This window comes from Streptomyces sp. NPDC091377 (assembly GCF_044757045.1).
Taxonomy (GTDB): domain Bacteria; phylum Actinomycetota; class Actinomycetes; order Streptomycetales; family Streptomycetaceae; genus Streptomyces.
The window spans coordinates 39,877-52,859 of record NZ_JBIVUE010000017.1 but is presented as its reverse complement, the minus strand read 5'-3'; the positions used below and the strand labels follow the sequence as shown (position 1 = coordinate 52,859).

The 12,983-nt window shown below is 72.2% G+C and carries 7 protein-coding genes; 6 read left to right on the top strand and 1 reads right to left on the bottom strand.

Annotated features, from left to right (window positions below):
* Positions 1 to 161 precede the first annotated feature (161 nt).
* The gene (locus ACIQNG_RS30070) at positions 162 to 2,204 is read right to left on the bottom strand and encodes a hypothetical protein (protein WP_401489354.1); all 2,043 of its coding nucleotides are present in this window, start codon (positions 2,202 to 2,204) and stop codon (positions 162 to 164) included.
* A gap of 379 nt (positions 2,205 to 2,583) precedes the next feature.
* Here ACIQNG_RS30070 and ACIQNG_RS30065 point away from each other — a divergent pair, with 379 nt between their 5' ends.
* The 6 genes from ACIQNG_RS30065 (at position 2,584) to ACIQNG_RS30040 (ending at position 12,945) form a co-directional block, all read left to right on the top strand.
* Complete coding sequence (locus ACIQNG_RS30065; RefSeq protein ID WP_401489352.1) at positions 2,584 to 4,122, top strand: leucyl aminopeptidase; 1,539 nt, start codon at positions 2,584 to 2,586, stop codon at positions 4,120 to 4,122.
* A gap of 368 nt (positions 4,123 to 4,490) precedes the next feature.
* Entirely contained in the window at positions 4,491 to 5,879 is a 1,389-nt protein-coding gene (gene lpdA, locus ACIQNG_RS30060) for a dihydrolipoyl dehydrogenase (RefSeq protein ID WP_401426872.1), read from the top strand.
* 57 nt (positions 5,880 to 5,936) lie between these two features.
* Entirely contained in the window at positions 5,937 to 7,778 is a 1,842-nt protein-coding gene (gene sucB, locus ACIQNG_RS30055) for a 2-oxoglutarate dehydrogenase, E2 component, dihydrolipoamide succinyltransferase (RefSeq protein WP_401489350.1), read from the top strand.
* 435 nt (positions 7,779 to 8,213) lie between these two features.
* On the top strand, positions 8,214 to 8,843 hold the full coding sequence (locus ACIQNG_RS30050; protein ID WP_401489348.1) for a GntR family transcriptional regulator: 630 nt from the start codon (positions 8,214 to 8,216) through the stop codon (positions 8,841 to 8,843).
* Positions 8,844 to 9,171: 328 nt separating this feature from the next.
* Positions 9,172 to 11,874 (top strand): pyruvate dehydrogenase (acetyl-transferring), homodimeric type, encoded by a 2,703-nt coding sequence (gene aceE / locus ACIQNG_RS30045; protein WP_401489346.1) that lies wholly within the window; start codon positions 9,172 to 9,174, stop codon positions 11,872 to 11,874.
* 84 nt (positions 11,875 to 11,958) lie between these two features.
* Positions 11,959 to 12,945 (top strand): helix-turn-helix transcriptional regulator, encoded by a 987-nt coding sequence (locus ACIQNG_RS30040; RefSeq protein ID WP_401426864.1) that lies wholly within the window; start codon positions 11,959 to 11,961, stop codon positions 12,943 to 12,945.
* Positions 12,946 to 12,983 lie beyond the last annotated feature (38 nt).

The window sequence follows — 12,983 nt, the reverse complement described above, 5'->3', positions numbered from 1 at the left end:
TGTGCGGATGGTCTCGTGCCGTGCGCCTACGGGGCGGGTGGGTGGTGTCTCGTCGGCGGGTGCCGGACGGTGGGGGCGGGTGGGTAGTGTCTTGTCGGCGGGTGCCGGTCGGTGGGGGCTGTTCGCGCAGTTCCCCGCGCCCCTGCGAAGGGTGTCGGCCCTTACGGGAGTTTCAGGGTGACGGCCGACTGGAGCAGGCCCGGTGAGGACCAGGCCGAGCGGGTGCCGGCGTACGGGGTGCCGAAGACGGTCTGGGACAGGAGGAGTTGCTGTTTCGTCCCCTCGGGGGCGGTCACCGGGATCTGGACGCCGTTCGGGGCCGTGACGGTGACCGTCGTGCCGGTCCGGTACGCGGTGACCGAGCCGTTCGCGACCGCCGTCTGCCAGGCCGCGCGGCGTTTGAACTCGGTGCCGATCGCGCTCTGGGAGAGGTTCTCGAAGGGGGTGTCGTCGGCGAACAGGGCCCGGTAGTCGGCCAGCACCTTGTCCAGGACCGGGTAGAGGATGCGGTCCTCGGCGAGGTTGGACTGGTGGACGTAGTGCGGGCGCGGGTCGTTGGCGATCATGTGGGAGAGGGCGATGCGCGCTTCCTGGGGGACGATGTGGTCGTCGTAGCCGGTGGCGACGGGGAGCGGCTCGGGGAGGCAGGTGGAGGCCGGGTCGGTCTCGCAGACGCCGCTGCCCCCGTCGGCGGCGGAGGTGTGGATCCAGTTGTACTCGTCGGTCATCTCCTGCTCGGTGCCGACGTTGTAGTACACGTTCATCGGGTGCCGGGGCACGGTGAGCGCGGAGCCGACGCCGCGCTGGGCGGGCTCGCGGGAGTTGTCCGAGGCGAGCCAGGTGACGCCGTTGTCGGCGAGGGCGCCGGAGAGGTGGGGGTTGTCGGCGGGCTGCTGGGGCAGGGTGCGCAGTCCGGAGTGCTCGCCGGTGACGAGTTCCGCGCGGTTGACGGGCAGGCCCTTGGCGAGCGCCCAGGCGTGGTTGTCGGCGATCTGCGCCGAGATCTCGGCGCGGCTCACGTACCGGGTGCTGCCGTCGGCGTTCTTCGCGCAGGTCCACGGGACGGCGGAGGTGTCCTGGACGCAGCCGAGGAAGGGGTGGGTGTAGGTGTGGTTGATCCAGCGGTACTGGTTCCGGTCGGCCAGGAGTTGGTCGGTGAGGGCGTCGGTGCCGCCGTTCTCGGCCCTCCACTCCTCGCCGGAGCCCGCGTTGAAGACCAGGTCGAGGGTGAAGTCGCGCTGCTGCTGCCACTGGGCGGCGTACACCGCGTCGGCCGCGGTCATCCGGATCGGGGTGGTGCCCTCGCCGTCGCCGCCGACGCAGTCGAAGTCGCCGGGGGTGCAGTTGCGCTCGGTGTCCCAGCGGCCGTCGGGCGCGAAGACGTCGTCCACGTGGACCGAGAGGTAGTTGCGGTCCATGCCGAGGTGGACGCCCTGGGTGAGCCACTCGACGATGCCGCGGGCGAGCAGCCGGAACTGCCGCTGGTGCTGGTTGTAGGCGAAGGTGACGACCAGTTCGCGGCGGCCGTCGTGGGCGTACTCGCCGACCAGGCTGCCGCGTCCGGTGCCGCCGGGCACGGGTACGTCGACGTAGCTGGTGTAGCCGGTGCGCGGGCGGGCCGCGTAGCCGTAGCTCTCCTGGACGGTGGGTGAGTTGTCCTCGAAGGCGACGGGGCCGTCGAGATAGCCGAAGGGGCCCGCCCCGCCCGCGGCGGTGACGGCGGCCTGCCGGCCGTCGAGAGTGCCGGCCCAGCCGCCCTGGTCGGTGTAGTCCAGGCCGACCCCCGGGTGGGCCCAGGTGTAGGCGTCGACCTGCGGGATGCCGTAGGTGCGCTCGTAGGTCTCCAGCGCGCTCTGCTCGGCGGAGCCCGCGCCGAAGGGGGCCTCGTCGGGCAGCACCACGCCCTGGTACTTGGCGCGCGGGGTGCCGTTCACGGTGTCGCTCAGGAACGCGGCGTCCAGCACCGGCCGGCCCGGGTCGGTGAGGTCGACGGTGGTGTACGGGACGCCGGTGCTCCTCAGTTGTTCGGTGATGGCGCGGACCGGGCCGTCGCCGTCGTCCACCACCAGCACCTTGAGGTCGATCCGCGGTGCGGGCGCGGCCGACGCGCCCGGCGCGGCCGTCCCCAGGGCCGTCAGTGCGGTGACCACCAGGACGGCTGCCGTGTTTCTGACGTTTCTCCACCGTGGTAAGCGTCGCGCCATTGGTCTGCCCCTCCCCCAAGAAGGCCCTCCGTGCGCCGGCCATGGCTTCGGTGCCGTGTGCTCGGTGCGTGGAGGACCAGTGGAAATGATGCAAAGCGGCGGGCCCGGCGCCCGCCCGAACGCGACGAGTGTGACCCGGATCACCATGCCCGGGGATCGGAAAATGGCCATGCCGCCACCGGCGGGTGAACGACCGCTGGAATGAGCGAGAAGCGCGACGCGCGTAGGCTCGTCCCACATATGTGCCGAGCTGGTGCGGAAACCGGTCGGGACCGCACCCTCACGCCGGTTTCGGCCACGGCCCGCATCGGCTGTCGGGTCGGCCGACCCACACCGTTCGGCCGCAGCAACTTCACACCGGAAGCGAGATTTCACCACCGTGACTGCTCTCACTCTCAGCACGTCCGGGGCCCCCGCCCTGCGGGCCGACGCGATCGTGATCGGTGTCGCCAAGGGCGCCAAGGGCCCTGTCGTGGCGGCCGGCGCCGAGGCCCTCGACCAGGCGTACGACGGCCGGCTCGCCGGCGTCCTGGAGACCCTCGGCGCCTCGGGTGCCGAGGGCGAGGTGACCAAACTGCCGGCGCCGGCCGGCTTCAAGGCGCCGCTCGTGGTGGCGGTGGGCCTGGGCCCCCGGCCCGAGCAGGACGCCGGGTACGGGGCCGAGGCGCTGCGCCGCGCGGCGGGGGTCGCCGCCCGGGCCCTGACCGGGGCCAAGAAGGCCGGATTCGCACTGCCGCTGGCGGACGCCGCCGACGCCGGCGCGGTCGCGGAGGGCGCACTGCTGGGCGCGTACTCCTTCGACGCGTACAAGGAGAACGGGGCGACGGGCGCCGCCGCCAGGACCGCCAGGAACGGCAAGGGCCCGCTGGGCGAGGCCGCGCTGCTGGGCGGCAAGTCGCGTGACAAGGCGTACCGGGCGGCCGTCGAGCGGGCCTCGGCACTCGCCGAGGAGCTGAACCGGGCCCGGGACCTGGTCAACACCCCGCCGAACGATCTCGACCCGGAGGCGTTCGCGGCCGTGGCCCGCGCCGCGGGCAAGGAGCACGGCGTCAAGGTGCAGGTGCTCGACGAGAAGGCGCTGGCCAAGGGCGGCTACGGCGGCATCCTGGGCGTCGGGGCGGGCTCGGCGGCGCCGCCGCGGCTGGTGAAGCTCACGTACACGCACCCGAAGGCGGGCAAGCACCTGGCGTTCGTCGGCAAGGGCATCACGTACGACTCGGGCGGCATCTCGCTGAAGCCGGCCGGCCACAACGAGACGATGAAGTGCGACATGAGCGGCGCCGCGGCCGTGTTCGCCGCGGTCGTCGCGGTCGCGCGGCTGGGGCTGGAGGTCAATGTCACCGGCTGGCTCGCGCTGGCCGAGAACATGCCCTCGGGCACGGCGACCCGCCCCGGCGATGTGCTGCGGATGTACAGCGGCAAGACGGTCGAGGTGCTCAACACCGACGCCGAGGGCCGGCTGGTGCTCGCCGACGCGCTGTGGGCGGCGTCGCTGGAGAAGCCGGACGCGATCGTGGACGTGGCGACGCTGACCGGGGCGATGGTGCTGGCGCTGGGCAACCGGACGTTCGGGGTCATGGCCAACGACGACGCGTTCCGCTCCTCGATCGTGGACGCGGCCGAGGAGGTCGGCGAGGCGTCCTGGCCGATGCCGCTGCCCGAGCACCTGCGCAAGGGGATGGACACCCCGACCGCCGACCTCGCCAACATGGGCGAGCGGATGGGCGGCGGCCTGGTGGCCGGGCTCTTCCTGCGGGAGTTCGTGGGCGAGGGGATCACCTGGGCGCATCTGGACATCGCCGGTCCCGCGTTCAATGAGTCCGGGCCGTTCGGGTACACGCCGAAGGGGGGCACCGGATCCGGTGTGCGGACCCTGGTGCGGCTCGCCGAGCTGACGGCGGCGGGCGACCTGGACTGAGGTCCGCCCCACGATCCGTCCGTACGACCCGTCCGCACGATCCATCCGCACGACCCGTCCGCACGATCCATCCGCACGACCCGTCCGCACGACCCGTCCGTTCTGTCGCCGGGCGACTACTGGCTGTACGTGGTCGCCCGCGCGCTGGTCCGCGCGGTTCCCCGTGCCGCCGGGTGTGCTGCGGGTGTGACGCGGGGTGTGGTGTCTCACACGCCCGCCCCGCGTCTCGTCCGGTCGTGACAAGTGCGAAGATGGGCGACGGCAGGACAGGGCCCCCATCCAAGGGCCGAAGGCAAAAGAGCGGCCGGACACCAGCCGCCGACCGGTCAGCGGAGACCGGCGTGGCGCACATGCATGGAGGACGTGACGTGGCGAACGACGCCAGCACCGTTTTCGACCTAGTGATCCTCGGCGGTGGCAGCGGCGGGTACGCCGCGGCCCTGCGCGGGGCCCAGCTGGGCCTGGACGTCGCCCTGATCGAGAAGGACAAGGTCGGCGGCACCTGCCTGCACCGGGGTTGCATCCCCACCAAAGCCCTGCTGCACGCGGGCGAGATCGCCGACCAGGCCCGCGAGAGCGAGCAGTTCGGTGTCAAGGCGAGCTTCGAGGGCATCGACGTAGCCGGTGTCCACAAGTACAAGGACGATGTCGTCTCCGGCCTGTACAAGGGCCTGCAGGGGCTGATCGCCTCGCGCAAGGTGACGTACATCGAGGGTGCGGGGCGGCTGTCCTCCCCGACCTCCGTGGATGTGAACGGCCAGCGGGTCCAGGGGCGGCACGTGCTGCTCGCGACCGGCTCCGTGCCGAAGTCGCTGCCGGGCCTGGAGATCGACGGCAACCGGATCATCTCCTCCGACCACGCCCTGGTCCTGGACCGGGTGCCGAAGTCGGCGATCGTGCTCGGCGGCGGTGTCATCGGCGTGGAGTTCGCCTCCGCGTGGAAGTCCTTCGGCGCGGACGTCACCGTCGTGGAGGGTCTGAAGCACCTGGTGCCGGTCGAGGACGAGAACTCCTCGAAGCTGCTGGAGCGCGCCTTCCGCAAGCGGGGCATCAGGTTTAACCTGGGCACCTTCTTCGAGAAGGCCGAGTACACCGCCGACGGCGTCAAGGTCACGCTGGCCGACGGCAAGGAGTTCGAGGCCGAGGTGCTGCTCGTCGCCGTCGGCCGCGGCCCGGTCTCGCAGGACCTGGGCTACGAGGAGGCCGGGGTCGCCATGGACCGCGGCTACGTCCTCGCCGACGAATACATGCGGACGAACGTGCCGACCATCTCGGCCGTCGGTGACCTGGTCCCCACCCTCCAGCTCGCGCACGTCGGCTTCGCCGAGGGCATCCTGGTGGCGGAGCGGCTCGCCGGTCTGAAGGTCGTCCCGATCGACTACGACGGGGTGCCGCGGGTGACGTACTGCCACCCGGAGGTCGCCTCCGTCGGTATCACCGAGGCCAAGGCCAAGGAGATCTACGGCGCGGACAAGGTCGTCGCTCTGAAGTACAGCCTGGCGGGCAACGGCAAGAGCAAGATCCTGAAGACCGCGGGCGAGATCAAGCTCGTCCAGGTCAAGGACGGCGCGGTGGTCGGCGTGCACATGGTCGGCGACCGTATGGGCGAGCAGGTCGGCGAGGCCCAGCTGATCTACAACTGGGAGGCGCTGCCGGCTGAGGTGGCCCAGCTCATCCACGCCCACCCGACGCAGAACGAGGCGCTCGGCGAGGCCCACCTGGCCCTCGCGGGCAAGCCGCTGCACGCGCACGACTGACCAGCCCCCGGGCGCGACGACACAGACTTCCGCAATTCGTAAGGAGCAACCGAAACCATGGCGGTTTCCGTAACCCTTCCGGCGCTCGGCGAGAGCGTCACCGAGGGCACCGTCACCCGCTGGCTGAAGGCCGAGGGTGAGCGCGTCGAGGCCGACGAGCCGTTGCTGGAGGTGTCCACCGACAAGGTCGACACCGAGATTCCCTCACCGGTCTCCGGCGTCCTCGCCTCCATCAAGGTCGCCGAGGACGAGACGGTCGAGGTGGGTGCCGAGCTGGCCCAGATCGACGACGGCTCCGGCGCCCCGGCCGAGGCTCCGGCGCCCGCCGCCGAGCCGGCCCCGGCCGCCGAGCCCGAGCCCGCCCCCGCCGCCGAAGCCGCTCCGGCTCCGGCCGCCGAGGCCCCGGCCGCCCCCGCGGCGCCCGAGGCTCCCGCCGCCCCGGCCGGTGCCGCCTCCGGCACCGACGTGGTGCTGCCCGCGCTCGGTGAGTCGGTCACCGAGGGCACCGTCACCCGCTGGCTGAAGGCCGTCGGCGACTCCGTCGAGGCCGACGAGCCGCTGCTGGAGGTCTCCACCGACAAGGTCGACACCGAGATCCCGGCGCCCACCTCGGGCACGCTGCTGGAGATCGTGGTCGGCGAGGACGAGACGGCCGAGATCGGTGCCAAGCTGGCCGTCATCGGCGAGGCGGGCGCGGCTCCGGCCGCCGCTCCGGCGCCTGCGGCTCCGGCTCCGGCTCCGGCACAGGAAGCCCCCGCGGCCCCTGCGGCTCCGGCGCCCGCCGCCCCGGCTCCGGCTCAGCCCGCGGCTCAGCCCGCCCCCGCCGCCCCGGCCGCCCCCGCGGCTCAGGCGGCTCCGGCCCAGCCCGCGGCTCCGGCGCCTCAGGCTCCGGCCCCCGCCCCGGCCGCTCCCGCTCCCGCGGCCCCCGCCGCCGCTCCGGCGCCCGCCGCCGGTGCGACCGACGAGGGTGCCTACGTCACCCCGCTGGTGCGCAAGCTCGCCGCCGAGAACGGTGTCGACCTGGGCTCCGTCAAGGGCACCGGCGTCGGCGGCCGGATCCGCAAGCAGGACGTGCTGTCCGCCGCCGAGGCGGCCAAGGCCCGTACCGCGGCCCCGGCTCCGGCCGCAGCCGCCCCCCCGGCCGCCCGCAAGAGCGCGCCGGTCCTGGAGGTCTCCCCGCTGCGCGGCCAGACCGTCAAGATGCCGCGCATCCGCAAGGTCATCGGCGACAACATGGTCAAGGCGCTGCGCGAGCAGGCCCAGCTGTCGTCCGTGGTCGAGGTCGACGTGACGCGGCTGATGCGGCTGCGCGCCCAGGCGAAGGACTCCTTCGCCGCGCGCGAGGGCGTCAAGCTCTCCCCGATGCCGTTCTACGTCAAGGCGGCGGCCCAGGCGCTGAAGGCCCACCCGGTCATCAACGCCAAGATCAACGAGGCCGAGGGGACCATCACCTACTTCGACACCGAGAACGTCGGTATCGCGGTGGACTCCGAGAAGGGCCTGATGACCCCGGTCATCAAGAACGCCGGTGACCTCAACATCGCCGGTATCGCCAAGGCCACGGCCGACGTCGCGGCCAAGGTCCGGGGCAACAAGATCACCCCGGACGAGCTGGCGGGTGGCACCTTCACCATCTCCAACACGGGTTCGCGCGGCGCGCTGTTCGACACGATCATCGTGCCGCCCGGCCAGGTCGCGATCCTCGGCATCGGCGCCACGGTCAAGCGCCCCGCCGTCATCGAGACGGAGGAGGGCACGGTCATCGGCGTCCGCGACATGACGTACCTGACCCTGTCCTACGACCACCGCCTGGTGGACGGCGCCGACGCCGCCCGCTACCTGACGGCGGTCAAGGCGATCCTGGAGGCGGGCGAGTTCGAGGTCGAACTCGGCCTGTAACCCCCAGCGCCACCCGCGATGCCCCCGCCGGACCGACCCGGCGGGGGCATCGCCCTTTTCGCTTGAGCGCCCAGACCCTCCCGCGTCTCTCCCGCACCCCTCCCACGTGCCCTCCCAGGTCCCTCCCGCGTCTCTCCCGCACCCCTCCCACGTGCCCTCCCAGGTCCCTCCCGCGTCTCTCCCGCACCCCTCCCACGTCCCCTCCCAAGTCCCTCCCTCGTCCCTCCCACCCCGCCTCTCCCCCCGTACCCCACCCGTATCGCGGCGGACCCCCGCGGCCCCCCGTGCCCGTGTCACCCCGGTGGGGCCGGGCTCCCCGAGGGCGGTCGGAGCCTCGTGTAAGTCTCGTCTCACCTGCGCGGAAGCACCCCCGCACATCACCCCACAGGAACGCGTCGGCCTTATTGTCTAAACGTCAAACCTTAAGGAGCTCTCATGACCGCGCCCGTCATCCACTCGCTGCGCGAACAGATCCGCGAGCACATCCTTGAGGGGATCATCAGTGGGCGCTGGCAGCCGGGCGAGCGGATCGTCGAGCGGCGGATCGCGACCGAACTGGAGGTCAGCCAGACCCCGGTCCGTGAGGCCCTGCGCGAGCTGGAGTCCCTGCGGCTGATCGAGTCCGCGCCGAACAAGGGCGTGCGGGTCCGCAATCTCACCGCCGCCGACCTGGAGGAGAGCTACCCGGTCCGGGCCGGCCTGGAGGCGATCGCGGCCGAGCTGGCGGCGCAGCGGCTGGCCGACGACTGCTCGGCCCTGGAACCGCATGTCACCGCCCTGTACGCGGCCGACAGCACGTCGGACGGCACGGCCCAGGTGCGGCACACGGTCGGCTTCCACCGCGAGCTGGTCCGCGCCGCCGGGAACTCGGTGCTGCTGCACACCTGGGAGGGGCTCGGCATCGAGGTGTTCACGGCGCTGTCCATCCGCTGGCTGGGCACAGTGCAGCAGTCGTACGCCGAGGAGCACGAGGAACTCGTGCAGGCGTTCCGGCGCCGGGACCCCCGGATCGCGGACATCGTGAAGGCCCATGTCCTGGGCTGCGCCCCGCGCCACGAGCCCTGAGAACCGCGTCCGGCGGTCCGCACGGGGGGCTCGTCCCGGTGAGCGCCCGTTCGCTCAGAAGTGGCCCGACCTGCGCAAACCATTCGAAAATCAGGCACCGCGTGCCTGTTCGAATGACACCGCGTGCCCACTTTCTCGTGATCAAGAGGTTTTCTCCCCCAACCCTTTGATCGATCATCGATCAGGGGGTTACAGTCACGGCTGGGCCCGCGGCGGGGTCGTACCACGACCCCGCACCAGAGCCTCCCGCCCTGTCCTGCCAAAGACCTAGGGCACCCCCGAACCCTTACCGATGAGGGAACCCCCTTCGACTGAGGAAGGCGGCGACATGACCGACCCCCACGCCACCCGGCCGAGCGCGCTCGACCAGCTCCCCGACCGGGACCCGGAGGAGACCGCCGAATGGCAGGCCTCGCTGGACGCTGTCACCAAGGCGGCCGGCCCGCATCGCGCGGCCTATCTGATGCGGCGCACCCTGGAGCGCGCGGAGGGCGCCGGCATCGCGCTGCCGAAACTCCTTGAGACCGACTACGTCAACACCATCCCGACCGCCGCCGAGCCGTCCGTGCCCGGTGACGAGGCGATGGAGGCCCGGATCACCGCCTGGAACCGCTGGAACGCGGCGGCGATGGTCACCCGCGGCAGCAAACACGGCGTCGGCGGCCACATCGCCACCTTCGCCTCCGCCGCCTGGCTCTACGAGACCGGCTTCAACCACTTCTTCCAGGGCAAGGAGGGCGACGGCTCGGGCGATCAGCTCTACATCCAGGGCCACGCCTCCCCCGGGATCTACGCCCGTGCCTTCCTGGACGGCCGGCTGACCGAGGCGCACCTGGACAACTTCCGCCAGGAGGCGGGCGGGGGCGGACTGCCCTCCTACCCGCACCCGCGGCGGCTGCCCTGGCTGTGGGAGTTCCCGACGGTGAGCATGGGCCTCGGCCCGCTCTCCGCGATCTACCAGGCGCGCTTCAACCGCTATCTCACCCACCGCGGCATCAAGGACGTCTCGTCCTCGCACGTGTGGGCCTTCCTCGGCGACGGCGAGATGGACGAGCCGGAGTCGACGGCGGCCCTCGCGCTGGCCGCGCGTGAGGAGCTGGACAACCTCACCTTCGTCATCAACTGCAACCTCCAGCGTCTCGACGGCCCGGTCCGCGCCAACTTCAAGATCGTGCAGGAGCTGGAGGCCCAGTTCCGCGGCGCCGGCTGGAATGTCGTCAAGTCGCTGTGGGGCACGGCCTGGGACGAGCTGTTCGCGCTCGACACCGCGGGCGCGCTCGTACGGCGGCTGCGCGAGGTGCCGGACGCCCAGGTGCAGACGTACCAGACGCGGGACGCGGCCTACATCCGCCAGGACTTCTTCGGCAAGGACCCGGCGCTCGCCGAGATGGCGAAGCTGCTGAGCGACGACAAGATCCTGGAGTGCTTCCACCTCTCGCGCGGCGGTCACGAGGCGCGCAAGGTGTTCGCGGCGTACAAGGCGGCCGTGGAGTTCAAGGGCGCCCCGACCGTGATCCTGGCGCAGACCGTCAAGGGCTACACGCTCGGCGCCGGCTTCGCGTCGAAGAACGCCAACCACCAGATGAAGAAGCTGACGGTGGACGAGTTCAAGGCGATGCGCGATCTCCTTGAGCTGCCGATCGCCGACTCCGCCTTCGCCGACGGCCAGGTGCCCTACGGCCACCCCGGCGCCGACTCCCCCGAGGTGCGCTACCTCCAGGAGCGCCGGGCGGCGCTCGGCGGCCCGGCCCCGGCCCGCCGCACCCAGCCGCTCGCCCCGCTGCCGGCCGCGTCCGAGAAGGCGTTCGCCTCCTTCGACAAGGGCTCGGGCAGCCAGAACGTGGCCACGACGATGGCGTTCGTCCGGCTGGTGAAGGACTTGGTCCGCGACAAGGAGACGGGCAGGCGCTGGGTGCCGATCGTCCCCGACGAGGCGCGCACCTTCGGTATGGAGAGCCTGTTCCCGTCCCTCGGGATCTACTCCCCCAAGGGCCAGACGTACGAGCCGGTCGACCGTGACCAGCTGATGTACTACAAGGAGGCCAAGAACGGCCAGATCCTCAACGAGGGGATCACCGAGGCCGGTTCGATGGCCGACTTCATCGCCGCGTCCAGCGCGTACGCGACGCACGGCGAGGCGATGATCCCGTTCTACATCTTCTACTCGATGTTCGGCTGGCAGCGGACCGCCGACCAGATGTGGCAGCTCGGCGACCAGCTCGGCCGCGGCTTCCTCATCGGCGCCACCGCGGGCCGCACCACCCTGACGGGCGAGGGCCTCCAGCACGCCGACGGCCACTCCCCGGTGATCGCCGCGACCAACCCGGCGGCGCTGACGTACGACCCGGCGTTCGCCTACGAGATCGCGGTGATCGTCAAGGACGGTCTGCGCCGGATGTACGGCGAGCCGACGCCCGGCGAGGACCAGGACGTCTTCTACTACCTGACCGTCTACAACGAGCCGCTGCCGCAGCCCGCCAAGCCCTCCTCGGCCGGGGTCGACGAGGGCATCGTGAAGGGCCTGTACCGCTTCAACACGGCGGAGTCGGCGGGGCTGTCGCCGGCCGCCAACGCGGCCCGGATCCAGCTCCTGGGCTCGGGCACGGCGATCCACTGGGCGCTGAAGGCGCAGAAGCTGCTCGCCGAGGAGTGGGGCGTGGCCGCGGACGTGTGGTCGGCGACCTCCTGGGGCGAGCTGCGCCGGGACGCGCTGGAGGCCGACGCGGCGCTGCTGCGCGGCGAGGAGCGGGTGCCGTACGTCCGTCAGGTGCTCCAGGGTGCCGAGGGGCCGGTGCTGGCGGTCTCCGACTACATGCGCCAGGTCCCCGACCAGATCGCGCAGTGGGTCGAGCAGGACTACACCTCGCTGGGCGCGGACGGCTTCGGTCTCTCCGACACCCGGGACGCCGCCCGCCGCCACTTCGGCGTCGACGCCGAGTCGATCGTCGTCGCGGCGCTGGCCCAGCTCGCCCGCCGCGGCGAGGTACCGGCGACGGCGGTGAAGGAGGCCCGGGAGCGGTACGCCCTGTAGGGCCACCGGTCCGGTCGACGAGTGAAGGGGCACACCCGCCGGTGTGTCCCTTCGCTGTCGTCACGGCCCGGCATCATGAGGGGCATGCGTGCTGCACGGCTCATCAAGATGGTTCTGCTGCTCCAGTCCCGGCCCTCCATGACCGCCGCCGAGCTGGCGCGGGAGCTGGAGGTGTCCGAGCGGACCGTGACCCGGGACGCGCAGGCGTTGTCGGAGGCGGGGGTGCCGGTCTACGCCGACCGGGGGCGGGCCGGCGGATACCGGCTGATCGGCGGGTACCGCACCCGGCTGACGGGGCTGGCCCGCGGTGAGGCCGAGGCGCTGTTCCTGTCGGGGGTGCCGGGGGCGCTGCGGGAGATGGGGCTGGAGGACGCGGCGTCGGCGGCCCGGCTGAAGGTGTCGGCGGCGCTGCTGCCGTCCCTGCGGGACGCCTCCCGTACGGCGGCACAGCGGTTCCATCTCGACGCGCCGAACTGGTTCCGGGAGCCCGCGCCGCCCGAGCTGCTGCCCGCGGTCGCGGACGCGGTGTGGGACGACCGGGTGGTGACCGCGCGCTACCGGCGCGGGGAGCGTGAGGTGGAGCGGGGCCTGGAGCCGTACGGGCTGATCCTGAAGGCGGGCGTCTGGTATCTGTGCGCCCGGGTGACCGACGCCGAGGTGTTCCGGACGTACCGCATCGACCGGTTCACCGCCGTCGTGCCGGGCGAGGAGCGGTTCACCCGGGACGAGGGGTTCGATCTGCCGGGTTTCTGGGAGGAGCAGGCCCTGCGCTTCGCCCGCTCGCTGCTGCGCGCCGAGGTCGTCGTACGGCTGACCCGGGAGGGGCTGGCGCTGCTGCCGCGCGCCGTGGACCCGGTCGCCGCCCGGGACGCCCTGGAGACGGTCGGGCCGGGTCCCGAGGACGGGGCCACGGTCACGGTCACGCTGCGCGTCGAGTCCGAGGAGGTGGCCCACACGCAGCTCACGGCGCTGGGCGCGGAGGTGGAGGTGCTGTCGCCCGCGTCCCTGCGCCGGCGTTTCGCCCAGGACGCGCGGCGGCTGGCGGAGCGGTATCGGGCGGCGCCGGGGTGACTCGCGGGTAACGAACGTCCTACTCCGCGTGCGGCGCG

Bases quoted from the DNA above. Each gene is read 5' to 3' on its own strand.
- ACIQNG_RS30070 (WP_401489354.1), bottom strand. From the start codon at position 2,204: ATGGCGCGACGCTTACCACGGTGGAGAAACGTCAGAAACACGGCAGCC.
- sucB (WP_401489350.1), top strand. From the start codon at position 5,937: ATGGCGGTTTCCGTAACCCTTCCGGCGCTCGGCGAGAGCGTCACCGAG.
- ACIQNG_RS30050 (WP_401489348.1), top strand. From the start codon at position 8,214: ATGACCGCGCCCGTCATCCACTCGCTGCGCGAACAGATCCGCGAGCAC.
- aceE (WP_401489346.1), top strand. From the start codon at position 9,172: ATGACCGACCCCCACGCCACCCGGCCGAGCGCGCTCGACCAGCTCCCC.
- ACIQNG_RS30040 (WP_401426864.1), top strand. From the start codon at position 11,959: ATGCGTGCTGCACGGCTCATCAAGATGGTTCTGCTGCTCCAGTCCCGG.